Source organism: Lentzea xerophila, assembly GCF_051094245.1.
GTDB classification, from domain to species: Bacteria; Actinomycetota; Actinomycetes; order Mycobacteriales; family Pseudonocardiaceae; genus Lentzea; species Lentzea xerophila.
The window spans coordinates 2,105,737-2,131,566 of record NZ_CP194934.1 but is presented as its reverse complement, the minus strand read 5'-3'; the positions used below and the strand labels follow the sequence as shown (position 1 = coordinate 2,131,566).

25 protein-coding genes are annotated in these 25,830 nt (G+C 69.5%); 12 read left to right on the top strand and 13 right to left on the bottom strand.

The window, feature by feature from the left end; all coding sequences use genetic code 11:
* Positions 1–83: 83 nt before the first annotated feature.
* The 3 genes from ACRSBM_RS10525 (at position 84) to ACRSBM_RS10515 (ending at position 3,019) form a co-directional block, all read left to right on the top strand.
* Entirely contained in the window at positions 84–980 is an 897-nt protein-coding gene (locus tag ACRSBM_RS10525) for an anti-sigma factor RsbA family regulatory protein (RefSeq protein ID WP_434442476.1), read from the top strand.
* Positions 981–1,041: 61 nt separating this feature from the next.
* Positions 1,042–2,331 carry a wax ester/triacylglycerol synthase domain-containing protein gene (locus ACRSBM_RS10520; RefSeq protein ID WP_434442474.1) on the top strand — a complete coding sequence of 430 codons (1,290 nt, stop codon included), beginning with the start codon at positions 1,042–1,044 and terminating at the stop codon, positions 2,329–2,331.
* Positions 2,332–2,353: 22 nt separating this feature from the next.
* Positions 2,354–3,019 (top strand): HAD family hydrolase, encoded by a 666-nt coding sequence (locus tag ACRSBM_RS10515; protein ID WP_434442472.1) that lies wholly within the window; start codon positions 2,354–2,356, stop codon positions 3,017–3,019.
* Positions 3,020–3,111: 92 nt separating this feature from the next.
* Here ACRSBM_RS10515 and ACRSBM_RS10510 read toward each other — a convergent pair whose 3' ends face one another.
* The 4 genes from ACRSBM_RS10510 to ACRSBM_RS10495 all read right to left on the bottom strand — a co-directional run bounded on the left by ACRSBM_RS10510 (position 3,112) and on the right by ACRSBM_RS10495 (position 6,849).
* Entirely contained in the window at positions 3,112–4,419 is a 1,308-nt protein-coding gene (locus tag ACRSBM_RS10510; RefSeq protein ID WP_434442470.1) for a serine/threonine-protein kinase, read from the bottom strand.
* 69 nt (positions 4,420–4,488) lie between these two features.
* Positions 4,489–5,727: an ATP-grasp domain-containing protein gene (locus tag ACRSBM_RS10505; protein WP_434442469.1), complete on the bottom strand. Its 1,239-nt coding sequence runs from the start codon at positions 5,725–5,727 to the stop codon at positions 4,489–4,491.
* Between the two features lie 97 nt (positions 5,728–5,824).
* Positions 5,825–6,442, bottom strand: a complete 618-nt coding sequence (locus ACRSBM_RS10500) for a ScbR family autoregulator-binding transcription factor (RefSeq protein ID WP_434442467.1) — start codon at positions 6,440–6,442, stop codon at positions 5,825–5,827.
* Positions 6,442–6,849, bottom strand: coding sequence for a nuclear transport factor 2 family protein (locus ACRSBM_RS10495; RefSeq protein ID WP_434442466.1), 408 nt, complete (start codon positions 6,847–6,849; stop codon positions 6,442–6,444). The genes ACRSBM_RS10500 and ACRSBM_RS10495 overlap by 1 nt, the downstream gene beginning before the upstream one ends.
* Positions 6,850–7,103: 254 nt before the next feature.
* Here ACRSBM_RS10495 and ACRSBM_RS10490 point away from each other — a divergent pair, with 254 nt between their 5' ends.
* Both ACRSBM_RS10490 and ACRSBM_RS10485 read left to right on the top strand, forming a co-directional pair.
* Positions 7,104–7,430, top strand: a complete 327-nt coding sequence (locus ACRSBM_RS10490) for a helix-turn-helix transcriptional regulator (protein WP_434442464.1) — start codon at positions 7,104–7,106, stop codon at positions 7,428–7,430.
* Between the two features lie 103 nt (positions 7,431–7,533).
* Positions 7,534–8,379 carry an intradiol ring-cleavage dioxygenase gene (locus tag ACRSBM_RS10485; RefSeq protein WP_434442463.1) on the top strand — a complete coding sequence of 282 codons (846 nt, stop codon included), beginning with the start codon at positions 7,534–7,536 and terminating at the stop codon, positions 8,377–8,379.
* On the opposite strand, the gene ACRSBM_RS10480 is transcribed toward ACRSBM_RS10485, so the two are convergent.
* Positions 8,353–9,624: a PucR family transcriptional regulator gene (locus tag ACRSBM_RS10480; RefSeq protein WP_434442462.1), complete on the bottom strand. Its 1,272-nt coding sequence runs from the start codon at positions 9,622–9,624 to the stop codon at positions 8,353–8,355. The two genes, ACRSBM_RS10485 and ACRSBM_RS10480, sit on opposite strands and share 27 nt — an antisense overlap.
* A gap of 82 nt (positions 9,625–9,706) precedes the next feature.
* On the opposite strand from ACRSBM_RS10480, the gene gabT reads away from it, so the two are divergent.
* From gabT to ACRSBM_RS10455, 5 genes are all read left to right on the top strand, one after another.
* Positions 9,707–10,990 carry a 4-aminobutyrate--2-oxoglutarate transaminase gene (gene gabT, locus ACRSBM_RS10475; protein ID WP_434442460.1) on the top strand — a complete coding sequence of 428 codons (1,284 nt, stop codon included), beginning with the start codon at positions 9,707–9,709 and terminating at the stop codon, positions 10,988–10,990.
* Positions 10,885–12,297, top strand: coding sequence for an aldehyde dehydrogenase family protein (locus ACRSBM_RS10470; protein ID WP_434442458.1), 1,413 nt, complete (start codon positions 10,885–10,887; stop codon positions 12,295–12,297). Before gabT ends, ACRSBM_RS10470 begins: the two co-directional genes overlap by 106 nt.
* 55 nt (positions 12,298–12,352) lie before the next feature.
* On the top strand, positions 12,353–13,315 hold the full coding sequence (locus ACRSBM_RS10465) for a LacI family DNA-binding transcriptional regulator (protein ID WP_434442455.1): 963 nt from the start codon (positions 12,353–12,355) through the stop codon (positions 13,313–13,315).
* Between the two features lie 465 nt (positions 13,316–13,780).
* The gene (locus ACRSBM_RS10460) at positions 13,781–14,281 is read left to right on the top strand and encodes a CAP family protein (RefSeq protein WP_434442453.1); all 501 of its coding nucleotides are present in this window, start codon (positions 13,781–13,783) and stop codon (positions 14,279–14,281) included.
* 632 nt (positions 14,282–14,913) lie between these two features.
* Positions 14,914–16,242, top strand: a complete 1,329-nt coding sequence (locus tag ACRSBM_RS10455) for an amino acid permease (RefSeq protein ID WP_434442450.1) — start codon at positions 14,914–14,916, stop codon at positions 16,240–16,242.
* Here the strand turns inward: ACRSBM_RS10455 and ACRSBM_RS10450 are convergent.
* The 4 genes from ACRSBM_RS10450 to ACRSBM_RS10435 all read right to left on the bottom strand — a co-directional run bounded on the left by ACRSBM_RS10450 (position 16,223) and on the right by ACRSBM_RS10435 (position 18,322).
* A complete protein-coding gene (locus ACRSBM_RS10450) occupies positions 16,223–16,750 on the bottom strand; it encodes a hypothetical protein (protein WP_434442447.1) in 528 nt (175 codons plus the stop codon). The genes ACRSBM_RS10455 and ACRSBM_RS10450 overlap by 20 nt on opposite strands.
* 134 nt (positions 16,751–16,884) lie before the next feature.
* Positions 16,885–17,142 (bottom strand): helix-turn-helix domain-containing protein, encoded by a 258-nt coding sequence (locus tag ACRSBM_RS10445; protein WP_089955152.1) that lies wholly within the window; start codon positions 17,140–17,142, stop codon positions 16,885–16,887.
* Positions 17,143–17,541: 399 nt separating this feature from the next.
* Complete coding sequence (locus tag ACRSBM_RS10440) at positions 17,542–18,165, bottom strand: UdgX family uracil-DNA binding protein (protein WP_434442444.1); 624 nt, start codon at positions 18,163–18,165, stop codon at positions 17,542–17,544.
* Positions 18,143–18,322, bottom strand: a complete 180-nt coding sequence (locus ACRSBM_RS10435; RefSeq protein ID WP_434442441.1) for a CsbD family protein — start codon at positions 18,320–18,322, stop codon at positions 18,143–18,145. Before ACRSBM_RS10435 ends, ACRSBM_RS10440 begins: the two co-directional genes overlap by 23 nt.
* 219 nt (positions 18,323–18,541) lie before the next feature.
* Between ACRSBM_RS10435 and ACRSBM_RS10430 the strand changes: the two genes are divergently transcribed.
* Positions 18,542–18,886 (top strand): ANTAR domain-containing protein, encoded by a 345-nt coding sequence (locus ACRSBM_RS10430; protein ID WP_434442438.1) that lies wholly within the window; start codon positions 18,542–18,544, stop codon positions 18,884–18,886.
* Here ACRSBM_RS10430 and treZ read toward each other — a convergent pair.
* Genes treZ through glgX form a run of 3 tightly spaced genes read right to left on the bottom strand, consistent with a single transcriptional unit; the run spans position 18,805 to position 24,667 of the window.
* A complete protein-coding gene (gene treZ / locus ACRSBM_RS10425) occupies positions 18,805–20,487 on the bottom strand; it encodes a malto-oligosyltrehalose trehalohydrolase (protein WP_434442435.1) in 1,683 nt (560 codons plus the stop codon). The two genes, ACRSBM_RS10430 and treZ, sit on opposite strands and share 82 nt — an antisense overlap.
* Entirely contained in the window at positions 20,484–22,562 is a 2,079-nt protein-coding gene (gene treY, locus ACRSBM_RS10420; protein WP_434442431.1) for a malto-oligosyltrehalose synthase, read from the bottom strand. The genes treZ and treY overlap by 4 nt, the downstream gene beginning before the upstream one ends.
* A complete protein-coding gene (glgX, locus tag ACRSBM_RS10415) occupies positions 22,562–24,667 on the bottom strand; it encodes a glycogen debranching protein GlgX (RefSeq protein ID WP_434442428.1) in 2,106 nt (701 codons plus the stop codon). Before glgX ends, treY begins: the two co-directional genes overlap by 1 nt.
* A 357-nt stretch (positions 24,668–25,024) precedes the next feature.
* Here glgX and ACRSBM_RS10410 point away from each other — a divergent pair, with 357 nt between their 5' ends.
* A complete protein-coding gene (locus ACRSBM_RS10410) occupies positions 25,025–25,444 on the top strand; it encodes a hypothetical protein (protein WP_434442426.1) in 420 nt (139 codons plus the stop codon).
* Between the two features lie 30 nt (positions 25,445–25,474).
* On the opposite strand, the gene ACRSBM_RS10405 is transcribed toward ACRSBM_RS10410, so the two are convergent.
* Positions 25,475–25,777 (bottom strand): hypothetical protein, encoded by a 303-nt coding sequence (locus ACRSBM_RS10405; RefSeq protein WP_434442423.1) that lies wholly within the window; start codon positions 25,775–25,777, stop codon positions 25,475–25,477.
* Between the last annotated feature and the right edge of the window lie 53 nt (positions 25,778–25,830).

The window sequence follows — 25,830 nt, the reverse complement described above, 5'->3', positions numbered from 1 at the left end:
CCACCGACCTGGCCGCCGCCGAAACAGTGTTACGGGTAGCAGAATGGTGGCTTGCCGTTGCCACCGACCCCACCGGGACGCCGATGAACTCCGCTGCTCCGTTCGCGCACGAAGCCCTGTTCTACCGGGACGAGGAGGACTTCCTCACCGGTACGGCCAGATTCGTGGCGGACGGCGTCGAGAAGGGCGAGCCGGTGCTGGTGGCGGTGCCGGAGGCGAGCATCGGCCCGCTGCGCGAACGTCTCGGCGGCGCGGCGGACCAGGTCCACTTCATCGACATGACGGAGGCGGGCCGCAACCCCGGCCGGATCATCCCCGGTGTGCTCATGGCGTTCTGCGCGAGCACGCAGGGCCGCTTCCGGATGGTCGGTCAACCGATCTGGCCCGGCCGCACCGAACTGGAATACCCGGCGTGCGTGCAGCACGAGGCGTTGATCAACACGGCGTTCGAGGGCAGGCAGGGCGTCATTCTCTGCCCGTACGACGCGGGCGCGCTGCCCGCGCACGTGCTGGAGGACGCCAAGCGCACGCATCCGGTGGTGATCGACGGGAACAACCGCGTCGTCAGCGAGTGGTACACCGGCCCGGCAGGCCTCGCCGACATCTACAACGAGCCGTTACCGCCGCCGCCCTCGTGCGCCGAGGAGTACGCGTTCACCGTCGGCACGCTCGCGCACATGCGCAAGCTCGTGTCGGCGTACGCGCACTGGCTGCGCCGCGAGCAGGTCGAGGACCTGGTGCTCGCGGTGAACGAGCTCGCGACGAACAGCATCCTGCACGCATCCGGGCGCGGGGTGCTGCGGATGTGGCGCGAGGGTGACACCGCGGTGTGCGAGGTGAGCGACGCCGGCGCGGGGTTCCCGCCCTCGTTCACCGGCCTGTCCGGCTTCGGGATCGTGATGGTGAACCTGCTGTGTGACCTGGTTCGCACCCACACGAGTCACAGCGGTACCACCGTTCGAGTGTACTTGGGGCCGTAGGGAGTCACCGCCATCTCATCGCAATGCGCCCGACACGCGGACCTGTTTTCCTGGCACACCTATGACAGACCACCTCTCCCCCCTCGACATCGCCTTCCTCGCGATGGAGGGCGACAGCAATCCGTTGCACCTCGGCGCGGTCGCGACCTTCGCACCGTCCACTCCGGTGCATCCGGCCCGCATCGCCGCCGTGCTCTGCGAACGCGCGCATGAGATCCCACGCCTGCGCCAGCGCGCGCGGACCTCGTTGCTGGGCGGTGCCCGATGGGTGGAGGACCCCGGTTTCGCGCCTGAAGACCACGTCTTCACCCACCACGTGCGCGGCCGGGACCGGTTCGCCACCCTGGTGTCGCACCTCATGGCGCAGTCGCTCGACCTCGCGCGCCCTCCGTGGGAGCTGCACGTCATCACCGGCCTCGCGGGCGGCAGGTTCGCCGTCGTCGCGAAGCTGCACCACTCGTTGTGCGACGGCATGAAGGCCGTGGGCCTGGGACTCCAGCTCTTCGACGCCTCGCGGCTGTCCATTCCGGACGCTCCCGAGCAGTCCTCGAAGTCGCTCCTCCCGTCGTTGCGCGGGATCAGGGACACCCTCGACATCGCCTCCTCGGTGCTGATGAGCACCCGGCCGCCGACGCTGAACTCGCCGGTGCTCACCTCGTCCACCCGGCCACGCCGCGTGGTGATGTCGCGCTTGGATCTCGCGGAGGTGCACCGAATCCGGCGCGCGCACGGCGGCACGGTGAACGACGTGTTGCTCGCGCTCGTCACAGGTGCGTTGCGGCACTGGCTTTCCGCGCACGGCAGCGCCGGACCGGAGTCCGTGGTCCGGGCGCTCATCCCGGTTAACCAGCGCTCACGTTCCGGCGACGGCGCCTCGGGCAACCAGATCTCCGGCTTCCTGGTGGCACTGCCGGTCGGCTCGCCGAACCCGGCCGACCGCCTGCGGAACATCCGCGAGCAGATGGAGTCCGCGAAGGCGACGGGCCCCGGCCGGGGCGCCGGAGCGTTGCCGCTACTCGCCGACAAGGTCCCGCCCCTGGTGCACCGCCTGGCCGCGCCGGTGATGGGCCGCTGCGCTCCCCTGCTGTTCGACACGCTGGTCACGTCGGTCCCGCTGCCGTCCGTGCCGCTGTCGCTCGACGGCGCCGGCCTGTGCGAGATGTACCCGGTCGCCCCGGTCGCACCAGGCCACGCGGTGGGCATCGCACTGTCGGTCTACCGGTCGTCCGTGCACGTCTGCCTCAACACCAACCAGTCGTGGATGTCGGACGCGCAGTGGCTCGACAGTGTCCTGCGCCGCGAGCTGGCGTCCCTCCAGGACACCCGCGAGCTGGTGGGTTTGCCGAGGTAGGACCTCGGGCAAACCTGGTTTCATGAGCAACACCCTGGTCCTCGACGTGGACGGCACCCTGGTCGACACCAACTACCACCACACGGTGGCGTGGCTGCGCGCGTTCCGCGGCATCAACGTCACCGTGCCCGGCTGGCGCGTGCACCGCGCCATCGGCATGGGCGGCGACAAGCTGGTGGCCGCCGTGGCGGGCGACAAGGTCGAGCAGGACCACGGAGACGAGGTGCGCGAGGCCTGGGAGCGCTGCTTCGACGAGGTGCTGGACGAGATCCAGCCGTTGGAGGGCGCGCACCGCCTGGTCCGGGCCGCCACCGACCTCGGGCTGTCCGTGGTGCTCGCCAGCTCGGGCAAGCGCAAGCACGTCGAGCACTACCTCAAGCTGGTCGACCCCGGTGACATCGAGTGGACGTCGTCCGACGACGTCGAGGACAGCAAGCCGGCGCCCGACCTGATCGAGGTGGCGCTGCGCAAGGTGAAGAGCTCGCGCGCGGTCGTCATCGGCGACTCGGTGTGGGACTGCGAGGCCGCCGGCCGCGCGGGGCTGCCGTCGATCGGGCTGCTGACGGGCGGGGTCAGCGAGGACGAGCTCATCGACCGCGGGGCTTCGGCGGTGTACCCGGACCTCGACACGCTGCGGGCGGAGCTGTCCGACCTGCCGTTCGGGGAGGTCAGGGGGCCGAACGCCTGAGCGTTGTCGGACCTGCTCCGTAGAATTGAAATTGGGGGTACCCGGTCGGCGCCGTGTGTGTGGTGCGTTCCTACGGCGTGTGCGGTGCGTCCCTACGGCCGAGGAACCTTCGACGGGGTGGGCACGTCCGAAGGCTTCCCGTGTTCCCTCTCCCTGCTGGCCTTGGTCGTCTCCTGGGTGGGCACGACGCTGTTGACCGTAGAGGTCGACCCACCGGTCGAAGTCTCCGGCCCCGGCACAACGCCCCCGGGCTGGGGCGCACCCGGCGCGGCCGACCCGTCCGGCACGCCCACACCAGAGCTGTCCGGCTTGTGCACCACCGTCACCGTCGAAGGCGTCACCGTGACCACGTGGGTGTGCGGGTCCGGCGTCCCCGGCTGGTCCGCCGCCGGGGCCTCGGTGCCGCCACTGAAGTTGGCCACCGCCACGGCCACCGCCGTGACCGCCACCGCCGCGGCCGCCGTGATCGCCACGCGCTTGCCCCGCCGCGGCCGGGGCACCGCGGCCGCGGCAGACGCATCAGCGGCAGACGCACCCGGAACAGGAGCAACAGGCGCATCCGGCAGCAACGCCGGTAACCCACGGCTCGCCTCGTAAGCCGCGGTCAACGACCGTGAGCACTGCGCAGCAGTAGGCCGGCGCGCAGGGTCCATGTCCGTCATCGCGGACAACAGCGACACCCAGGCCAGCGGCAGGTCGCCGGGAATCCGCGGCGGCCGGGTCAGCCGGGCCAGCGCGGCCTCGGCGTCGCCGCCGGGGTACTCGGTCCGCCCGGTCAGGCACTCCAGCAGCACCAGGCCGAGCGAGTAGACGTCCGCGGCGGATCCGACGTCGGAGCCGCGGACCTGCTCCGGCGACAGGTAACCGGCGGTGCCGACCAGGATGCCGGAGGTCGTCACCCGCGTCACGTCGGCCACCAGAGCGAGGCCGAAGTCCGCGAGGTAGGCCTGCTTCTCCTCGTCGTCGAGGAGGATGTTCGACGGCTTGATGTCGCGGTGCACGACGCCCAGCCCGTGCACGTGGTCCAGCACGGCGGCGATCTGGCCGCCGATGCGCGCCACGAACCGGGGTGGCATCGGCTCGCGCATCCGCTGGCGCAGTGTGCCGCCGGTGATCTCGCGCATCACGAAGTACGGGCGGCGCGACACGGTTCCGGAGGCGTACACCGGGATGATGCCGGCGCACTCCAGTGACGACAGCATCGTCGCCTCGCGTTGCAACCGCAGTTCGTCGTCGGGCAGGCCGGGACCGGTGAAGATCTTGACCGCGACCGACGACGTCGTCGAGCGGTCGTACGCCCGGTAGACCTCGGCCATGCCGCCGGAACCGAGCAGGGAACCCAGTACGAAGCGGTCGTCGACCACCGCTCCCGTCAGGTCACCGTCCCAGCGCTCGCTCATGGGCCTCCGCTCCTCGCGCAGCAACCTAACCGGTCGACAGGATGCCCGGCTACCCAGGGATCGGAAAGATCAAACTACGATCAGCCCGGTTTCGATCTCCCGGATCAGTGCCTCGTCCCGGTCCAGCTGCCCGACGTCGGTCGTCGCCAGCACCACAGAACCCAACGACGTCCTCAGGTCGTCGGTACGCGGCACGATCGAGCCTTCGCGGTACGGCAGCGTGCCGCTGTGGTAGCTCGGCAGAAGTGCGGCCAGCTCGTCCAGGCGCACGGAGTTTCCGAGCTCGCCGGCCGCGGGCGACGCCAGGTACACCGACTTCACGTGCTGGTGCCGCACGTACCGGCCGACCGCCTTCGAGCCGTCCGCGTGCTGGCGCACCATCCGGGTGATCTGGTTCTCCCCCGTGCCGAGCAACGTCAGTTCCTGCTGCTCGGCGCCGGCCAGCCGCGCGCCGATCTCGACCAGGCGAGGGCCGGCCGCGGTGATCATCACCTCGGCGTGCGCGGGACCGTTGCGCACGCCGGTCGCGTCGAGCACCTGGCGCACGTGGTCGAAGAGCACGTCGACGACGGGTTCGGACGGGGAGACGAGCGTGTTCGACCGGACGATGCCGAGCCCGTCCCCGCGGCCTGTCCTGGCACAACGCCAGACCGCCGCGAGTCCGTGCTCGCCGTCGACCGAGTAGGTGTCGACCTCGTACTCCGTGCCTGCCGCGAGTTCCCGCACGAGCACCTTGTCGTTGCGGAAGGTCGTCCTGTTGACGACGAGGATCCGGTTGAAGCTGGTGCGCCAGTCCTCGCCGGGCATCGCGACGAACACGTCGTCGGTATCCCTGCTGTCCTGCGGCCGCAACACGATCGGCGAGCTCTCGAGGCCCTCGCGCCGCAGCCACGCCGCCACCTCGTCGGGTGACTCGGAGCTGGTCTGACGCAGGTGCGGCACCTCGGCGATGCGCAACGCCACGTCCCGCTGCCACCTGTCGCGGCGCGCGGACGAGAGCGTCAGTGCGTTCGACCGGCCCGGCACGACCAGCTCGGACAACGTCTCGGCGGCCTCGACGCCGGTCGCGCTGCCCGCGACGACGGCGATCGGATCGCGCACCGCCAGCTTCGCGGCCAGCTCGTCCAGGTCCCCGAGCGTGTGCATCTCGTGGTAGTCGTCCGGGTTCCACACTCTCGCGAGCCGGCTGGGCGGCGGTATCGGGGACGTCAGCACCGCGATCGCCTCGACGCCGCGGGCCGCGAACGCGGGTGCGATGCCCTTGCCCGCCGCGAACGGATCCACCACGACAATGCTGCGACCGGACACCGCTGTCCTCCTGGTAGTCAAGACACCTGCCGGATGCAGGAGGCCAACAGCCGGGGTGTGAGCGGGCATTCCTGTCTCGATTGGGTCGAGACGACCGTCACTCGAACTTCAGCCGCTCCCGGACGGCAGCGGTCACCAGACAGCCGGAGGTGGCCCGCCAGACCCGGCCCAGCCGCACGCGCAGGTCGGTGCCGCCGCTCAGCGCCTGCGCCACGAACTGCAGCCCGAGCAGCTCCGCGACGATCTGCTCGGCCGCGTGCCGCACGTTCACCTCGGGGCGCAGCTCACCGCGTTCGCGCGCCAGCGACAGCAGCTCCCGCACCACGGTCACCCAGCCGATCACCTGCGCGGCCGCCGCCACGTCGAAGAACACGGCCTCCCGCAACAACTTCGCGCTCACCCGCACGGTGAGGTCGTTCTCGAGCCGGCTGACGAACTCGAACGACATCGCGATCAGCGCCTGCACCGGCGACGGTTCGACGGCGAGCACCTCGTCGCGCAACCGGTGCCACAGCAGCGACTGCTCCTCGATGATGGCGACGCCAAGTGCTTCCTTCGAGCGGAAGTGGCAATACAACGCGCCTTTCGACACGTCGGCACGCGCACACACGGCCGTGAGACTGGATCGTGCGAAGCCGTCGCGGTCGAACACCTCGGCGGCGGCCTTCAGCAGTTTCGCCCGTGTGTGCACCGATCTCTCGCGTTGGGAGTTCATCACCCGATCCGCGCGACGCCGGTTCCCACGGCCGCGGCCAGGGTGTCCGTCAGCTGCCAGTACTGCTCGATCTCCCCCAGGTGCACCGAGAGCACCGCGCTGAAGCGGGTCTCCACCGGTTCACTGGTGGCCCGGACCCGCCAGCGCGACGAGCCGATCACCGCCGCGTCCCCTCCGTCGACGACGACCTGGCGCACCGAGAGCTGATCCAGGTCGAACGTGGCGAACAACGTCAGGAACTGGGACTCGACCTCGCGGCGGGTCCGCGCGCCGTGCGTCCACCGGGCGCCGGCCGGGTCGGGCGCCTCCCATTCCACGGTCGGCGCGCACAGCCGAGCTATCCCCGGTGCGTCCTGCGCCGCCAGGCGCGCCAGGAACACCTGCACCACTTCGACCGTCGAGAACATTTCCCTCACCTTCTCAACCCGGTCATTGCTGCGGCAACGAGACCGGTCTGATCACCGTAGCGAAACGCTCGCAAAGTGAGCACGCGCGCCCCATTGGACCAGCTGATTTTCGTCCGAACATCCGATCAAGCGATTCGGTGGGTAGCTGAACGTTCAACGACCGTCGGTATCACCGCAATGCACGGCACGAACATCCGGAGTTTGAGGCAGGCTGGAAGCCACACCCCGTCATCTCATGGAAACGGAGCAGAATCGTGCTCAAGGCAGCCCATCCAGCCGGAGAGCACCTGGACACCCCGCCGATCACGGCGTTGATCCCCCAGGCAAGGCGAGAACACGGCCTCACCCAGCGCGCACTCGCGGACCTGTTGTGCGAGATCTCACAAAACGACAGCATCACCCGCGAAGAAGTGTCGAGGTGGGAACGCGGAAAACGCATTCCCGGCCCCTACTGGCGTGCCTGGATCAGCGCGGCGCTCGATGTGCCGCACGCCGAGGTCGACCGGGCCGCGGTCGTCGAACGGGCCAGTCGCAGGGCGCGAACGGAAGACCGGCCCCACACCGTCGGCACAGTTGGTTGAGGATTTCCGGTGAAGGTGAACAATCAGCAGGCACCCTTTTCCGGCAGACCGCCGCCACCAGGAATTCACTGAAATCCCCTCGCGCGCCGAGGCTGCCAGCGGAGTGACAGCTCCTCCACAGGCGCCTCACAGGAAACGGCCGCAGCCTGGTGCCCTGACGGACAACCACGACCGCGGCCTCCAGTACGACCTCGCCACGCTCATCGGGCGCAGGCGGGCGTTGACGCTGCTCGGCGGCGCAGGCCTCACACTCGTGGCCTGCGCTCCGTCGAGCACGCCCGCCGCGGACCCCACCACCACGACCTCGGCGGCGGACGGCTCGCCGCTGGAGGCGATCCCCGAGGAGACCGCCGGCCCGTACCCCGGCGACGGTTCCAACGGCCCGAACGCCCTCACCCAGAGCGGCATCGTGCGCTCGGACATCCGGTCCAGCTTCGGATCGTCGGCCCGCACCGCCGAGGGCGTGCGGCTGACCATCGAGCTGACCGTCCAGAGGCCCGGCGGCGACGCCTACCAGGGCGCCGCCGTCTACCTGTGGCACTGCGACATCAACGGCGACTACTCGATGTACTCGGACCGCGTGAAGGACGAGAACTTCCTGCGCGGCGTCCAGGAGGCCGACGCGTCCGGGAAACTCAGGTTCGTCAGCGTCTTCCCCGGCGCGTACTCGGGCCGCTGGCCGCACATCCACTTCGAGGTCTACCCCAGCCTCGCCGAGGCGACCAAGGCCGGTAACAAGATCACGACCTCGCAGCTCGCGTTGCCCGAGATGACGTGCAAGGAGGTCTACGGCACCACCGGGTACACGCAGAGCGTGCGGAACATGTCGCGGACGTCGTTGCAGCAGGACACGGTCTTCCGCGACGGCGTCGACCAGCAGATGGCGACGATGTCGGGCGACGCCGGCTCCGGTTACACCGCCTCACTGACCTTCGCGGTGGAGGGCTAGCCACAGCTCCGCGCGCAGGCCGGGCGAGTCCAGCGACCGGCCGAGGGCCTGCTCGGCCCTGCGCACCCGGTTGCGCAGCGTGTGCCGGTGCACACCCAGCTCCGTCGCCGCCGGATCCCACGCGCCGTGGTGCGCCAGCCAGGCCCGGAGCGTCTCCCGGGTCTCAGTGTCGAGCGGTCGGAGCAACGCCTCCGCGAACCCGTCCGGCACCTCGAGGTGTCCGGCGAGGTCCTCGAACCTCCGGATCCCCGCTTTGCGCGCCTGCCTGGCTTCCCGGTAGCCCCGCGCGACCTCCCGAATGTCCACTTCGGACGATGCGAAGCCCTCGTATTCCCGCGCCAGCACCACGATGTCACCGTCGTGCTCGGCCCAGAAGCCGTCGTCGGGCGGAAGGTCCGCGAGGTGGACCCGGAACCGTTCGGGCAGACCGTCGACCGGGAGTCCCGCCAGCAGCAGGCGGAACTGGCCCGACCGCAGCTCGCGCCGGGCCGCGTCGACGGCGTCGTTCCGGGCGAGCGCCAGGGTCAGCAGCGAGGCGGCCGTATTGACGATGCTCAGGTCGGCGGCGTCGAGCGGACCGCCGGTGCCGACCGCGAGCACTCCCCTGGCCCGGCTGCCCAGCGCCTGCAGGAACACGTGGCAGCCGGCCGTGGAGAACGCGGCGCTGGCGAGTCCGCCCGCGGTCTTCAGCCTCGCCACCTCGGCGGTGAGGTCCGGGACGAGGCGCGAGTGGTGCGCGTGCACGGCGTGGCCCGCGGCGTCGAGCAGCACGACCCAGCCGTCGACCCACTGGCCGAGCCTGCGCACCACGCCCGTCACCCCGGTCCGCACCGCGGCTCTCGTGAGTGCGCGCTGCGCCTCGCTGGTCCTGGTCAGCGCGGCGTACTCGTCCGCGGCGAGGGCCTTCGACACCGCCTTGCTGATCGCGATGAACGGCACCTCCCGCGGCACCTCGACGAGGCCCAGCCCGGTGCGCCCGGCGGCGGCGACCAGGGCAGCGGGAACGGTGTCGTGCCCGAGGCCCGTGCCGAAACCGAGCCCGACCACCCCGGCTCGCACGAGCCGTTCGACGTAGCCGTTCCCCACCTCGGTGAGACCCGTGGTCAGCAGGAGCTCACCGCCCTCCAGGAACGGTGTGGGGTCCGCGAGCTCCGTGCCATGCACCCAGCCGACCGGCTTCGACACGTCTCCCGCCAGCACCGGCAACGCCAGCTTCGCGGCCAGCTCCCGCAACGAGATGGGCATGTGCCACTTTGTACAACCTCAACGTCGCAGATCGCCATTTCACCCACTGCGCAGCTCGCTGACCAGGGCCATGCTGAACACCATGACCCGTCTACGCACCGCGATCCCCGGTCCCAAGTCGCTGGAGCTCCAGGCGCGGCGCAGGGACGCCGTCGCCGCCGGAGTCGGCTCCACGCTGCCCGTCTACGTCGACAGCGCCGACGACGGCCTGCTGATCGACGTCGACGGCAACCAGCTCATCGACCTCGGCTCGGGCATCGCCGTCACGAACGCCGGCAACCCCGCGCCCGCCGTGGCCGAGGCGGTGCACGCGCAGATCGACAGGTTCAGCCACACCTGCTTCATGGTCACGCCGTACGAGAGCTACCTGGAAGTCTGCGAGGAGCTCAACGCGCTGACGCCCGGCACGCACGAGAAGCGGTCGGTGCTGTTCAACTCCGGTGCCGAGGCCGTGGAGAACGCGGTCAAGATCGCCCGGCACGTCACCGGCAGGCAGGCCGTCGTGGTGTTCGACCACGGCTACCACGGCCGCACGAACCTCACGATGGCGTTGACCGCCAAGAACATGCCGTACAAGCACAAGTTCGGCCCGTTCGCGCCTGAGGTGTACCGCGTGCCGGCGTCCTACCCGTTGCACGACGGCCTGACCGGTCCGGAAGCCGCGCGCAGGGCCGTCGCCGCCATCGAGAAGCAGGTCGGCGCGGACAACACGGCCGCCGTCGTGATCGAGCCGATCCAGGGTGAAGGCGGGTTCGTCGAACCGGCGCGAGGCTTCCTGCCCGCGCTCGCCGAGTGGTGCCGTGAACACGGCGTGCTCTTCATCGCCGACGAGATCCAGACCGGCTTCTGCCGCACCGGGTCGTGGTTCGCGCTTGACCACGAGTCCGTGGTGCCGGACCTGATCACCACGGCCAAGGGCATCGCGGGCGGCCTGCCGCTGGCCGCCGTGACGGGTCGCGCCGAGATCATGGACGCCGTGCACGTCGGCGGCCTCGGCGGCACCTACGGCGGCAACCCGGTGGCGTGCGCCGCCGCGTTGGGCACCATCCGCACCATGCGCGAGCGCGACCTCAACGCCGCCGCGCGCCGCATCGAGGAGACCGTGCTCGGGCGGCTCAAGGCCGTGGCCGGCAAGACCGACGTCATCGCGGACGTCCGCGGCCGTGGCGCGATGCTCGCCGTCGAGTTCACCGAACGCACCCCCGACGTCGCCGCGCGCGTCGCGAAGGCGTGCCACGACCAGGGTGTCGTCGTGCTGACGTGCGGCACCTACGGCAACGTGATCCGCCTGCTGCCCCCACTGGTCATCCCGGACGACCTGCTCGCCGAAGGACTCGACGTGCTCGAAGGAGCCCTGCTCGCATGATCGCCTTCCACACCCCCGAAGACGTCGAGATCGCCGTCGCCGAGGCCGCCGCCGTCGCGCCCGAACTCGCCGCGCTGCCCGCGCACCGCCGTGCGTCCGCATTGGACCACGTGTCGCGGCGCCTGGCCGAACGCGCCGAGGAGTTCGCGCAGGCCATCAACGACGACTCGGGCAAGCCGCTGAAGTGGGCGCGCGTCGAGGTGACCCGCGCGATCTCCACGTTCCGCTGGGCCGCGGAGGAGGCCCGCCGGTTCTCCGGCGAGTTGCAGCGCCTCGACACCGACCCGTCCGCCGAGGGCCGCCTCGCCCTGGTCCGCCGGGTACCGCGCGGGCCGGTGCTCGGCATCGCGCCGTTCAACTTCCCGCTGAACCTGGTGGCGCACAAGGTGGCACCCGCACTGGCAGTCGGGGCGCCGATCGTGCTGAAGCCCGCGCCCGCCACGCCGAAGGTCGCGTTCCTGCTCGGCGAACTGCTCGCCGAGACCGACCTTCCCGACGGCGCTTGGTCCGTCCTGCACCTGTCCAATGAGGACACCGCCGCGCTGGTCGAGGACCCGCGCCTGCCGGTCGTGTCGTTCACCGGTTCCGGCCCGGTCGGCTGGGGCATCAAGGAACGGGTGCCGCACAAGCACGTGACGCTGGAGCTCGGCGGCAACGCGGCCGCGATCGTCGCCCCGGACTGGCAGGACGTCGAGTTCGCTGCGCAGCGCATCGCCACGTTCGCGATGTACCAGGCCGGTCAGTCGTGCATCTCGGTGCAGCGCGTCTACGTGCACACCGACGTCTACGACGCCGTGTCGGAAGCCGTTGTGCGGCACGTGACCGAACTGGACGTGACCGGCGACGTCGGCCCGCTGATCAACGACGCCGCCGCCGACCGCGTCGAGGCCTGGGTCCGGGAGGCCAGGGCCACGGTCCTGACCGGCGGCACCCGAAACGGCCGCACCTACTCCCCCACCGTGCTGACGGACGTGCCGGAGGACTCGAAGGTCAACGCCGAGGAGGTCTTCGGCCCGGTCGTCACGCTGACCAGGGTCGGCAGCGTCGAGGAGGCCTTCGACCGCGTCAACGCGTCCCGGTACGGCCTGCAGGCGGGCCTGTTCACCACCGACGTCCGGCTCGCTTTCCGTGCCGCGCAACGACTCCAGGTGGGCGGCGTGATCGTCGGCGACGTGCCGAGCTACCGAGCGGACCAGATGCCGTACGGCGGCGTGAAGGAGTCCGGCATCGGCCGCGAGGGCCTGCGCGCCGCCATGGAGGACCTCACCGAACCACGCGTGCTCGTCCTGACGGGCCTGGAGCTATAGCCAGAACCCATCGGCGCGGCGGGGCGTTCTTGACCTTGACTGCGATGATGCACCGGTGGCCGTCACCATCAGGGATGTCGCTCGCCAGGCTCAGGTCTCCGTCTCGACGGTCTCGCGCGCGCTGAGCGCGCCGGGCCTGGTGAAGGAGGCCACCCGGCAACGGGTCCTGGACATCGTCGCCGGGCTCGGCTACCAGCCGAACCGGGCCGCGCGCAGCCTGATCACCGGCCGCACCGGCAACCTCGGCATCGTGGTGCCTGACCTCGGGAACCCCTTCTTCCCCGCCGTCCTGCGCGGAGTGCAGACGAGGGCGGGTGAGGCGGGCACCTCGGTGTTCTTCTGCGACAGCAGGGACGATCCCGGCACGGAGGCCGAGCTGGTCCGCACGATGGCGGGACAGGTCGACGGCGTGGTCCTGTGCGCGTCACTGCTGTCCGACGAGCAGATCGCCGGCCTGTCGGCCCTGACCCCGCTGGTCCTGATCAACCGGATCGTGCCGGGCGTCTCCTCGGTGCTGATGGACAGCGCCTCGGGCATGGACCAGGTCGTCTCCCACCTGGAGTCGCTGGGCCATCAGGACTACGTCTACCTCGGCGGCCCTGCCGCGGCGTGGTCCCACCACCGGAGGTTGACGGGCCTGGCGGGCCGCGCGCGCCTGCTCGGCTCGTTCGACCCGAACTTCGGCGGCGGCCAGGCGGCCGCCGAACAAGCCCTGAAGACCGGCGCGACGGCGTTCATCGCGTACAACGATCTGATGGCCCTTGGCGTGCTGAGCCACCTCGCGGCGCGCGACATCAAGGTGCCGCACCAGATCAGCGTGACGGGCTTCGACGACATCCTCTACGCGGCGATGTGCTCGCCCGCGCTGACGACCGTCCACATGCCCACCGAAGAGGCCGGCCAGGTGGCCGTGGACCTGCTCGCCGGTCTGCTCGACGGCGAGCCCGCCGAGCAACGGGAACTTCCGACGAACCTGGTGGTCCGCGCAAGCACCGGCAACCGCCCGATGACGGCCTGACGCCCGGCACGAATCCCGGCGTCCGGCTTCCACGCCCGAGAACATTCCTCGTCACGACGAACACACCGGCCACTCCAGCCGCGGGAAAGTCACTTCGGGACACTCCCGCGCGCAACCGGTCGAGTGCGCTCTAGTCGTATCCGCGAACGTGACCATCCTCGTCGGCGAGAATGTCGTGGCGGTCCATGTCAGGCTCCTCCCGTAGTGGTCGACATCACAAAGGTAGAGCCTCGCCGGCGTCCTGTGGAGTGAATTTGCACCGCATCCGGGCTAAGTCGCCAGTGACCCAACGAGGTCGCGGCGATCTTCCACTCACTCACTTCGCCCGTGATCCCAGTCACACTCACCAGTGATCCTACGGCTACGCACTGCGTATCAAGACGCCAACTTCACCGACAAGTGTTGCCCCAGCTACACCATCTGGGGGACAAGAATGTCACGCGCTCGATGCTCACCGTGATCGCCGTGGCCGCAGCCCTCCTGGCCCCGGCGACTCCCGCACTGGCCGCCGACCCCGTCGCCAAGGCCGTCGAACTCATCAACGCCTACCGTGCGAAGCACGGCGTACTCCCGCTCTCCCTCGATTCCGAAGTGACTCGGACCGCCCAGGAATGGGCGGATCATCTCCACGAGAAAGACGATTTCGAACACCGCCCCGACAACGTCTACGGCGAGAACCTCTACCAGACCGGCAGCCGCACCCGAGCAATGGACACGGTGGTCACCAAAGCGCTGGAAATGTGGTACGACGAGTCGCACGGCTACGACTACGCCAAAGAGATGACGCCGACCACCGTCGACCTCAGCGTCCTGCACTTCACCGCAATGGTCTGGAAGTTCTCCACGCGCGTGGGCGTGGGCCTCAAGCAGGGCAGCAACGGCACCTACGTGGTGGTCAACTTCGCCGAACGAGGCAACACGCTGAACCACTTCACCACGAACGTCCGCCCGCCACTCGCCGGCTGATCGCACGCCCGGCCGTCACCGCAGCCCAGCAGTCTCCGTAACCGCTCGCAAAGCCGCCACCACGGCAGAGAACGGAGGCAGGCACGGCCGTCCCTCCGGCCGCTCTCCCCGCCACCCGACAACGCCACGATCGATCCGGGAGGGAGGCAACGGCACCAACGTCCCCAACCGATGCGTAAGCGCTCCCCGAGCCCGCAACCGGATCAGGTTCACCTGAGAAGCCTCATCCGCGGACTCGGTGAGGATGAGCCACCGCCCAGCACCCCCGGGCAACACCACCACAGGTCCGGCAAGCATCCGCACGGACAGGTAGCGCCGCACCTCCTCACCAATTCCCGCCGCCATCTCCACGGCGGAAACCTGGTGATCGGTGGTCAGCAGCAACCGGTTCTCCGAGCGCAGGACAAGCCATCCCCACTCCGAGTAACGCTCGAGCGCACCGGAGAACGTGTCGAACCGCGGCAGAACGCCAGACGGCAACACTCCCTGAGGTGAAGCTCCCTTAGGCGAGTTCATCGATCTCACCCTCACTTGGATCAGTACGGTGTAACTCCGATCACACGATTTGACTCTCCGCCGCCATGAACTCACTATCGGGCCGCCATCGGCACACTCGAACGGGGCTGGAGAGCGTGACCCACCTGCAGGAACGCCATGTCACCATGATCGCGCTGGGCGGTGTCATCGGCGCCGGTCTGTTCGTCGGCACAGGCGCGGGCATCGCGCTGGCCGGCCCGGCCGTGCTCATCTCGTTCGCCCTCGCCGGAATTCTGGCGCTGCTCGTCATGCGCATGCTCGGGGAAATGGCGGCGGAACACCCGAGCGGCGGCGCGTTCTCCGTGCACGCGGAAAAGGCCATCGGCCCGTGGGCCGGTTTCACGGTCGGCTGGACCTACTGGGCGGCGGTCGGCGTGGTGCTCGCGGTCGAGGCGACCGGTGCGGCCAAGATCGCGTCGACGTGGGTCCCCGCGGTGCCGCAGTGGGCCTGGGTGCTCGTCTTCATGTCCGCGCTCACCGCGGTGAACCTGGCGAACGTCCGCAACTTCGGCGAGTTCGAGTTCTGGTTCGCGGGCCTCAAGGTCGCCGCGATCGTGGTCTTCCTCGCGCTCGGCGTGGCGGCCGTCGCGGGCCTGCTGCCCACCGTCGGCTCCCCCGGCACGAGCAACCTGACCGACTTCCTCCCCCACGGCTGGGGTGGCGTCGTCGCCGGGTTCATGGCGGTGGTGTTCGCGTTCGGCGGGCTGGAGGTCGTCACGATCGCCGCGGCCGACGCGGAGAACCCCCGGCACGCCATCAAGAAGGCCGTCCGCACCTCCATGACCCGGCTGCTCGTCTTCTACCTCGGCTCGATGGCCGTGGTCGTGACCCTGTTGCCGTGGAACGACTCCGAGGTAGGCGCCAGCCCGTACGTCGCGGTGCTCGACGAGCTCGGCATCCCGGCGGCCGGGCAGATCATGAACGTCGTCATCTTCGTGGCACTGCTGAGCGCGATCAACGCCACCCTGTACGGCGCCGCGCGCATGCTCAGCTCACTCGCCGAGCGCGGCGAGGCACCGAAAGCGTTGCTGAGCAAGAAGAACGGCGTCCCCCGCAACGCGGTGCTCGCCTCCACGGCGTTCGGGTTCTTCTCCGTGCTGCTCAACTACCTGTGGCCGGACACGGTGTTCCTCCTGCTGCTCAACGCCGTCGGCTCCGCGCTCCTGGTCGTCTGGGGGTTCATCGCCGTCTCCCAGATCCGCCTGCGCCGCACCATCGCCGACCCGGCGGTCCCCATGTGGGGCTACCCCTACCTGTCGTGGCTGGCGCTGGCGGGAATCGTCGCGGTCATCGGTCTGATGCTCAGCGACGAGCAGGCCCGCGGCCAGATCCTGTCCACGGGAGTGCTCGTCGCCGCGATCGCGGCGGTGGCGGCAGGCAGGTCCGCCCTGCGCCGGCGAAGCCTCAGCCGACGACGTTCCTGAGCCGGAAGGGCTTGTACTCGCTGTTCGGCTCAAGTCCGTACGTGAGCGCGCGGTGGTCGGTGCCGAAGCTGCCGCGCTGCTCGTAGGCCAGGTACTCCGAGCGGTCGGCCTTCGTCCACCTCTCGAAGATCACGACGTGCCGGAAGTCCGGGCCCGGCTGGTCGACCGAGTCGATGAACAGATCACCCGGCAGCAGGTCGGCGATCTCCACCGGGGTCGTGTAGCTGCCGGTGACGAGTGCTTCGGTGTTCGGCCCGCCCCGAGGATCGACGGCGCCCAGTTTCGCGGCCATCGAGACAAATCCCGAGCAGTCCTGCCGATAGCCGTCCGTCCAGTACTTCTCCATGCTGTACGGCACGCGGCCGCCGTTGTCGGCCGTCAGCCACGACGCCGCTCGCAGCAGCAGCTCACCCCTGCTGACCTGCTCGACCGGCACCGCGGCTGCCGTGGGCCCACCGACGAGCGCGAACGCCAGGAACGTGGCGAGTACCGCTGAAATGAACTTCATCATTTCCCCTGTTGCCAGAAGAGTCTCGTCGCTCCACCGGAACATGTGCGGGAAATGAAGTCAAAGGTTTACCCGCACGACCACCGGGTAGAACCGGCCCGATCGTTCGGGCAAAACACCACAATGGTGGGAAATCAAGCAGAACGGCTCTGCGGTGCCAGCACCTCGTTGATCGTGTCGAGCGAGATGCCGAGCGCGCCCGCGAGCGCGGCGATGGTGAAGAACGACGGCGTCGGAGCGCGCCCCGTCTCGATCTTGCGCACGGTCTCGGCGGACAGCCCGGCGCGGGCCGCGATCTCGACCATGCTCTCGTCGCCGCGGGCGTCCCGCAGCAACTGACCGAGCCGCCTGCCGCGCTCCCGTTCCAGCGACGTCAGTGGGATGCGCACCATGCCTGCGGATTCTACGCGAATCAGGCAAGCCGGGAGGCCTCGAAAACTCCGTTGCGACGTCTGCCGATCGCGACATAGGTTCGTCGTACACAAGAGAGGAGGTGGTCCAAAGTTGTATAGCTACAGGACTCGTGAGGTGGCTGTCCGCTAGGACCGCCTTTGGTGACGCCTAGTCGTAAACCCAGGCAGCCACCCGGCCCCCGGACTTCGAGCGCTGGTCCCGCTCGGCCTGCTAGCGCAGGAGTCGTCCGGGGGTTGTCCCGTCTCAGGACCTCGCACGTGCGCCCTGCTTCAGGACCTCCGCACACGCACTAGATCGGCGACCCGCTTCCGCTCAGTCACCAGGCCGGCGCCCCGCCCCCGCAGCCTCCGCACGTGCACCGGGACCACCGAACCACCTCAGGACTTCCGCACGGCCACCAGGTCGGCGACGAGCTCGTCGAACGCCTCGCGGTAGTTCTCCGCCCGCACCACCGCCGACGGGTGCACCGTCACCCCGACCCGCAGTCCCTCGTGCTCCAGCACCTCGCCGCGGTGCTCGGTCAGCTTGAACGACGGCCCCAGCACCGCCTTGGCCGCCACCGACCCCAGCACGACCACCAACCGGGGCTTCACCACGCGGATCTCCTCCTGCAACCACGGGAAGCACGCCACGACCTCGCCCCGCCGCGGTGTCTGGTGGATCCGGCGCTTCCCGCGCTCAGTGAACCTGAAGTGCTTCACCGCGTTCGTCAGGTACGTCTTCGAGCGGTCGATCTCCGCGGCCGCCAACGCCTTGTCCAGCAACCGGCCCGCGGGTCCGACGAACACGTGGCCCTCGGTGTCCTCACGATCTCCCGGGCACTCGCCGACCATCATCAGCCGCGCCGGCACCGGGCCCTCGCCGAACACGGTCTGTGACGCGTCGCGGAACAGGTCGCAACCGCGGCAGCCCTCGGCGGCCGAACGCAGCGCCGCCCAGTCCTTCCCCGAAGGGACGAACTGGGCGGCGCCGGCGGTCTTACTTGTCCGAGCGGAAGGCATCCTTGACCTTCTCGCCCGCCTGCTTCAGGGAGCCCTTGGCGCGCTCCGCGCGGCCCTCGGCCTGCCACTGCTCGTTGTCCGTGGCGTCCCCGACAGCTTCCTTGGCGCGGCCCTGGAGCTCTTCAGCCTTGTTGGCGAACTTGTCGTCGGCACCCATGGATCAGGCTCCTTCGTTAGCGGTCGGCTACGTCGACTGGTTACCCGGCGAGCACCGACCGAAACAGTTGATAAGGTGATCACTCGCGGTTGAGAACCCAGCCGCAAGCCGATGTGACGGCTTGCTCTGGGTGTGCCCGCCCTTCGCAAGTGACCTCCCAGAGCACCGTCGTCGCACCGGCATGCCGCTGTGACCATGACGAGGCGAAAGGAGCCGGCGGTGTCGTCCGCGAGAATCACCGCCCTCGAGGCCGAGGTGTCGGGGCTGCGCAAAGCTCTGGTGTCTCGGACTGTCATCGGGCAGGCCACAGGCCTGATCGCCGCACGCAAACCCTGCACACCCCAGCAGGCCTTCCAGCTGCTGGTGCACATATCCCAGCACCACAACATCAAGCTGCACGTCGCCGCTGACCGGTTGGTCACCGCGTTCGTGCAGGCGCACCTCGGACGGCCCGTCGACCTGGCCGACCAGATGCTGTGGGATCACGTCGACGCGACGACCGCGAACGACTCCGGTGAGAGCGACGACGGGTTCGCCGAGGAGGTCAGCAGCACTTCTCCCTGAGGTAGCGGGACGGGGGTCGTGCTGAGGTTCACCACCACGCGGGTCTCCCCGCGGTGCAGCACCAAGCACTCCCCGTCCTGTTCCACGACGAACCTGTCCAACCGCGGATCGGCCAGCTCCGGGCGGGAGCGGCGCAACGCGATCAGCGCGCGATAGGTCTCCAGCACGACCTCGTGGTCGCCTTCACGGACCTCGTCCCAGCGCAGCCGCGAGTTCTCCACGGTCCGCGGCGACATCGGGTCCGGTACGTCCGACTCACCCCACCCGTGCCGTGAGAACTCACGGCGCCGGCCCGTCCGGACGGCCTCCGCGAGCTGCGGGTCCGGGAACGACGCGAAGAACTGCCACGGCGTGGACGCCGCCCACTCCTCCCCCATGAAGATCATGGGCGTGTAGGGCGAGCACAGCACGACTGCCGCCGCACACAACAACTTCCCGGTGGACACGGATGCCGGTAGCCGGTCGCCGGTGGCGCGGTTGCCGATCTGGTCGTGGTTCTGCGTGTAGGCGAGGAACCGGTGGCCGGGGATCAACGCCGTGTCGACCGGCTTGCCGTGGTGCTTACCGCGGAACGACGACCAGGTGCCGGCGTGGAAGAACACCTCCTGCAGCGTCTTCTTCACCGCGCCGGGTGCCGCGAAGTCCTCGTAGTAGCCGAAGGTCTCGCCGGTCAGCGCCACGTGCAGGCTGTGGTGCAGGTCGTCCGACCACTGGGCGTGCAGGCCGTAGCCACCGCCTTCGCGTGCCGTCACCAGCTTGGCGTCGTTCAGGTCCGACTCGGCGATCAGGCTGAGCGGGCGTCCCAGCGACGCGGAGAGCGCGTCCACCTCGACGGCCAGCTCTTCGAGCACGTGCACCGCCCGTTGGTCCGCCAGCGCGTGCACGGCGTCGAGCCGCAGCCCGTCGACGTGGAAGTCGCGCAGCCACTGCAGCGCGTTGTCGATCACGTACCGGCGCACCTCGTCCGAGCCCGGCCCGTCGAGGTTCAGCCCTGGGCCCCAGTCGTTGCGCCCGGCGAAGTACGGCCCGAACCTGTCGAGGTACGCGCCAGAGGGCCCGAGGTGGTTGTAGACCACGTCGAGCAGCACGGCGAGCCCCTGCGCGTGGCAGGCGTCGACGAACCGCTTGAACCCGTCCGGTCCCCCGTAGGGCTCGTGCACGGCGCCCCACAGGACGCCGTCGTAGCCCCAGCCCTCGACGCCGTCGAAGCTGTTGACCGGCATGACCTCGACGAACGTGATGCCGAGGTCCACCAGGTGACCGAGCTTGCCGATGGCCGCGTCGAACGTGCCCTCCGGCGTGAACGTGCCGATGTGCAGCTCGTAGATCACGCCGCCCGGCAGCGCGCGGCCGGTCCACGCGCTGTCGGTCCACTCGAACTCGTGGGGATACACCCGTGACGCCTCGTGCACGCCGTTCGGCTGCCACCGCGACCGCGGGTCCGGGTACGCCTTGCCCTCGATGACGAACGCGTAGTCCGTCCCCGCCGGTGACTCGGCGTCGGAACGCCACCAGTCGCCGTCGCGCTTCATCTCGTGGTCGAAGCCGTCGACGCGCACGTGCACCGATTCAGGCACCGGTGCCCAGACTGAGAAGCTCACTCATCCCCCCGCACGAGCAGTGCCACCGGATAGGTGCCGAGCAGCGACGCCAGGTCCTCGGTCGCCGGCCGGCCGGTGAGCACGTCCGTCCACTTCGCACCCGGCAGCGGCAGAACCGTGCCCTGCCAGCCCTTCTGCTCCAGCGCGACCGGAAGACGGGTCGCCACCGTGATCACGCCGGACCGTTCGAACGCCAGCACGTGCTCCGCGGCCGGCCCCTCGGCGTGCAGCGGCCGGTAGCCGTGCAGACCTCGTTTCCGCACGTGCAACGCCTTGTGCACGACGAGCAGCTTCGCCGCGCCCGAGTCGTCGACCTCCGGGAGCCAGCCCGATTCGAGGCGCTCCAGCAGGTCGCGCCGGATGTCGTAGTCGACCGGACGGCGGTTGTCCGGGTCGACCAGCGAGAAGTCCCACAGCTCGGTGCCCTGGTAGACGTCCGGCACGCCGGGAGCGGTGAGCTGCACCAGTTTCTGCCCCAGGGAGTTCGACCAGCCGGGTACCTTGATCCGCTCGGCGAACGCGGCGACCTCCGGCTCGTTCAGCGCCTTCGCGGGCCACGCGGCCACCTCGGCGTCGAACTCGGCGTTCCGGTCGACCCAGGACGTCCTGATCTTGGCTTCCCGCGACGCCTTCTCCAGGTACTGGCCGAGGCGTTCCTCGGTGATCGGCCAGGCGCCGACGAGCGACTGCCACGCCAGGCGGTTCAGCGTCGGCTCCGAGATGCCGTGCTGCTCGCTCATCGCGGCCTCGAACGCCAGGTACTCGCTGGGAATCTCGGCCAGCACCGCGAGCCTCGCCCGCACGTCCTCCGAGCGCTTGGTGTCGTGCGTGGAGAGCGCGGTCATGGCGTTCGGCTCACCGGACTCGCGGTTCGACGCGCGCTGGTGGAACTCCGCCACGGGCAGGCCGAACCTGTCCGGCGAACCGCCGACCTCGTTGAGCGCCACGAAGTTCGTGTACCGGTAGAACGCGGTGTCCTCGGTGCCCTTCGCGACGACCATGCCGGACGTCTGCTGGATCCTCGTCGCCAGCTCACCGCGCGGATCGGCGCGGACCTGCTCGTCGAGCGCCCGCACGGCAGGCGACTTCGAGAGGGAGACCGCCGTCTCCCAGTGCCGGAGGCCCTCCGGCAGGTACGAGCGGTACACCGGGAAGTTGACCATCACCTCGGCAACGGCCTGGCACGCGTCCTCGAACGGCACGCCCTGCACCAAGCGGGCGATCCGGCGCACCTCGGCTACCAGGATCGAGTCCACGACCTGGCGCCGCGACGCGTGCTCGACGGAGTGGAAGTCGCCCTCGAACCGGTCGCTCGGCGCGATGAACACGCCGCAGACCTCGCGCAACGCGTCGTAGCCCGTCGTGCCGTCGACCGGCCAGCTCTGCGGCATCGGCTCGTCCGGCCCGAGGATCTTCTCCACGACCAGCCAGCCGTCGAAGTGCTCGCGCAGCCGCCGGAAGTAGCCACCGGGATCGGCCAGCCCGTCCGGGTGGTCGACGCGCAGCCCGGTGACACCCCACGACAGCACCTCGCGGTGGGTCGCCTCGAACACCTCGGGGTCCTCGACCCGCACCGCCGCGAGCTCGGTGATGTCGAAGAACCGCCGGTAGTTGAGCTCGGTGTTGCCGCGCCGCCAGTTCACCTTCAGGTAGTGCTCGCCGGCCTCGTCCTCGGCGTCCTCGGCGAGCACCGGCAGCAGGACCCTGCCCGACGACCAGTCGATGTCGAAGTACCGCGCGTACTGCGAGGCCTGCCCGTGTGCGAGGACGTCCTCCCACCACGGGTTCGGCACCACCATGTGGTTCGGCACGATGTCGACGACCAGGCCGAGCTCCAGTTCCTCCAGGCGCTTCTGCAGCGCCACCCGGCCCTCGTCGCCGCCCAGCTCTGGCCGCGCGCGGGTCGGGTCGACGACGTCGTAGCCGTGCGTCGACCCCGCGCGCGCGTCGAGCATCGGTGACGCGTACAGCGCGCCGATGCCCAGGCGCGCCAGGTAGTCGGCGATGCCGGCGGCGTCGGCGAAGGTGAAGGACGGGGTGAACTGCACGCGGTACGTCGAGGACGGCGCGCCCATCAGCCCACCCTCTGCAGCACGACGAGCGACCGCGCCGTGAGGTTCAGCTGCCCGGACGCGGCGATCGGCTTCTGGCCGTTGCCCACCTCACCGGTCGCCGTGTCCACGACGACCCTCCACTCAGGACCGTACTCCGGATCGGGCAGCGTCACCTGGATGTCGCCGTAGTGCGCGTTGAACGCCATCAGGAACGAGTCGTCGACCACCCTCATGCCCCGCGCGTCGAGGTCGGGGATGCCCTCGCCGTTGAGGAAGATGATCACGCACTTGCCGAAGTCGTCCTCCCAGTTCTGCTCGGTCATCTCCTCGCCGGACGGGGTGAACCACGCGATGTCGCGCAGTTCCTCGCCCTTGCGGATCGGCCGGCCCGCGAAGAAGCGCCGGCGCCGGAACACCGGGTGCGCCTTGCGGAACGCGGTCAGCGCCGAGGTGAACTCGACCAGCTCGGCGTGGGTCTCGAGCAGCGACCAGTCGACCCAGGAGACCTCGTTGTCCTGGCAGTAGGCGTTGTTGTTGCCGTTCTGCGTACGTGCGAACTCGTCGCCGTGCAGGATCATCGGCACGCCCTGCGACAACAGCAGCGTCGCCATCAGGTTGCGCCGCTGCCGTGCCCGGAGCGCGAGGACGTCCTCGTCGTCCGTCGGCCCCTCGACGCCGCAGTTCCAGGACCGGTTGTGGCTCTCGCCGTCCTTGTTGTCCTCGCCGTTCGCCTCGTTGTGCTTCTGGTTGTACGACACCAGGTCGTTGAGCGTGAAGCCGTCGTGCGCCGTCACGAAGTTGATCGACGCGTACGGCCTGCGCCCGTCGTCCTGGTAGAGGTCGCTGCTGCCGGTGATGCGCGACGCGAACTCGCCGAGCGTCGCCGGCTCACCGCGCCAGAAGTCGCGGACCGTGTCGCGGAACTTGCCGTTCCACTCCGTCCACAGTGGAGGGAAGTTGCCGACCTGGTAGCCACCGGGCCCGACGTCCCACGGCTCCGCGATCAGCTTGACCTGCGACACCACCGGGTCCTGCTGCACGACTTCGAAGAACGTCGCCAGCCGGTCCACGTCGTAGAACTCGCGCGCCAGCGTCGCCGCGAGGTCGAACCGGAAGCCGTCGACGTGCATCTCGGTGACCCAGTACCGCAGCGAGTCCATGATGAGCTGCAACGTGTGCGGCGTCCGCACGTTCAGCGAGTTACCGGTGCCCGTGTAGTCCATGTAGAACTGCGGGGCGTCCTCCACCAGCCGGTAGTACGACTCGTTGTCGATACCGCGCATCGACAGCGTCGGCCCGAGGTGGTTGCCCTCCGCTGTGTGGTTGTAGACGACGTCGAGAATGACCTCGATGCCCGCCTGGTGCAGGGCCCGGACCATGCCCTTGAACTCCTGCACCTGGTTCAACGGCAGCGCCGCGTAACCGTCGTGCGGCGCGAAGAAGCCGATCGTGTTGTAACCCCAGTAGTTGCTGAGGCGCCGCTCGGCCAGCGTGTGGTCGCTGACGAACTGGTGCACCGGCATCAGCTCGACCGCCGTGACGCCCAGCTTGGTCAGGTGGTCGATCATCACCGGGTGCGCGAGGCCCGCGTAGGTGCCGCGCAGGCGCGGCGGGATCTCGGGGTGGTCGATCGTGAGCCCGCGGACGTGCGCCTCGTAGATGACGCTCATGTTGTACGGCGTCTTGGGCAGCCTGTCGTTGGTCCAGTCGAAGAACGGGTTCACCACCACGGACTTCGACACGTGCGGCGCCGAGTCGGTGTCGTTGCGCACGTTCGGCGACCCGAACTTGTACCCGTACAGCGCCTCGTCCCACGACAGGCCGTTCGAGATGGCCTTGGCGTACGGATCGATCAGCAACTTGTTCGGGTTGCACCTCAGACCCCTCGCGGGGTCGTGCGGGCCGTGCACGCGATACCCGTACCGCTGCCCAGGGCCGACGCCCAGGAGGTAACCGTGGTGGACGAAGCCGTCCACCTCGGGCAGCCTCACGCGTGTCTCCGTGCCGTCGTCGTCGAAGAGGCAGAGCTCGACGTACTCCGCGACTTCGGAGAACAGGGCGAAATTCGTGCCCACGCCGTCGTATCCGGCGCCAAGCGGGTAGGGCCTTCCAGGCCAGGGTCGCACGATGCTCCTCGTCACAAGCGGCGGCTACCGACAGACCATATCCGGGCGGCAACGTCGTGGCATCACGCCGTTGTGGCGACCGGTCCGGGTGTCGGCTGACTCATCTTCGGGGCGGTGAAAGATCGGGACGGCGGTCGGATCGCGGCCGGCCCGCGGGCCGCACGACGCACGGCGCGATGCCCGGACGTGCGGCGGCCCGGCTTGCACCACGCCACGGTCGGGGCAGGTCTTCGAGGACGGGAACCAGCGGTCGGCCACGACCAGACGACTACCCCGCCGCGGCGTTTCGTACGCCCATCTGCGGCGTGACTCTGCGGACGCCGAACCGGTGCGGATCCGGCGGGGGCCGGGGCGGCGGTGGTCAGCGTTGAGGCGGCGGCGATGGGCAGCGTCAACACGGCGGTCGTCGCCAGCGTCGACACGGCGGCGGTAGTCAGCGTCCGGGCGGCAGTGGCGGTCAGCACCGACCCGGCGACCGTGGTCAGCGTCAACACGGCAGCGGTGGTCAGCATCAACACGGCGACCATGGCCTGGGTGGTCAGCGTCCAGGCGACAGCGGCAGCCCACGTCAACCCGGCAGCGACGGTCAGCACCGACGCGGCGACGAGCAGCGTCGACACGGATGAGACCCGTACCCGCTGCGGGGCCGGGCTCGCCGCGAACCGGCAGACCTGGTGGACGATCACACTCCGAACCCTACGAGCGGGCACCGACATTTCCGGGCCCGCTCCAGCGAGGTTCTCACGAGAGTGGGAGTGGCTTAAGTCGAACGTGTGATCGTCACCGACAGGCGACTACCGGGTGCAGTCAGACTCCTTTGTGCGCCAGCACGAGCTGCCCACGTGCGGCGGTGAGCAAGGTGCGGGCTTCCTGGATCTCGCAGTACTTCAGGTGTTCACAAGCAGCCTCCGCGCAAGCCAGCGCGCGCTGCAGAGCGATGTTGTCCTCCACGGGACCCGCGTCCCGCAGCGCGTCACGCAGTGACTCCTCCGCGCGCCGTGCCCCGGCCACCGGATCGCCGAGCACGGTCGGTCGCACCGAAGCGAGGACCTGCTCGACGGCCAGTTCCAGCACGCCGGTCGGTGTCCGCGTGCTCACGGCTGAGCTCATTTGGTACGCCACCTCCATAACGTTCGTCTTCCGCCGTCGGGTGACGGCCTTAC

What these genes read in the sequence shown, in the direction of transcription:
- ACRSBM_RS10500 (WP_434442467.1), bottom strand. Translation starts at nt 6,442, where the DNA reads ATGAACTCCCAACGCGAGAGATCGGTGCACACACGGGCGAAACTGCTG.
- ACRSBM_RS10515 (WP_434442472.1), top strand. Translation starts at nt 2,354, where the DNA reads ATGAGCAACACCCTGGTCCTCGACGTGGACGGCACCCTGGTCGACACC.
- ACRSBM_RS10495 (WP_434442466.1), bottom strand. Translation starts at nt 6,849, where the DNA reads ATGTTCTCGACGGTCGAAGTGGTGCAGGTGTTCCTGGCGCGCCTGGCG.
- ACRSBM_RS10405 (WP_434442423.1), bottom strand. Translation starts at nt 25,777, where the DNA reads ATGAGCTCAGCCGTGAGCACGCGGACACCGACCGGCGTGCTGGAACTG.
- ACRSBM_RS10450 (WP_434442447.1), bottom strand. Translation starts at nt 16,750, where the DNA reads ATGAAGTTCATTTCAGCGGTACTCGCCACGTTCCTGGCGTTCGCGCTC.
- ACRSBM_RS10520 (WP_434442474.1), top strand. Translation starts at nt 1,042, where the DNA reads ATGACAGACCACCTCTCCCCCCTCGACATCGCCTTCCTCGCGATGGAG.
- ACRSBM_RS10445 (WP_089955152.1), bottom strand. Translation starts at nt 17,142, where the DNA reads ATGGTGCGCATCCCACTGACGTCGCTGGAACGGGAGCGCGGCAGGCGG.
- ACRSBM_RS10510 (WP_434442470.1), bottom strand. Translation starts at nt 4,419, where the DNA reads ATGAGCGAGCGCTGGGACGGTGACCTGACGGGAGCGGTGGTCGACGAC.
- ACRSBM_RS10440 (WP_434442444.1), bottom strand. Translation starts at nt 18,165, where the DNA reads ATGCCTTCCGCTCGGACAAGTAAGACCGCCGGCGCCGCCCAGTTCGTC.
- ACRSBM_RS10480 (WP_434442462.1), bottom strand. Translation starts at nt 9,624, where the DNA reads ATGCCCATCTCGTTGCGGGAGCTGGCCGCGAAGCTGGCGTTGCCGGTG.
- gabT (WP_434442460.1), top strand. Translation starts at nt 9,707, where the DNA reads ATGACCCGTCTACGCACCGCGATCCCCGGTCCCAAGTCGCTGGAGCTC.
- ACRSBM_RS10525 (WP_434442476.1), top strand. Translation starts at nt 84, where the DNA reads ATGAACTCCGCTGCTCCGTTCGCGCACGAAGCCCTGTTCTACCGGGAC.
- ACRSBM_RS10435 (WP_434442441.1), bottom strand. Translation starts at nt 18,322, where the DNA reads ATGGGTGCCGACGACAAGTTCGCCAACAAGGCTGAAGAGCTCCAGGGC.
- treY (WP_434442431.1), bottom strand. Translation starts at nt 22,562, where the DNA reads ATGGGCGCGCCGTCCTCGACGTACCGCGTGCAGTTCACCCCGTCCTTC.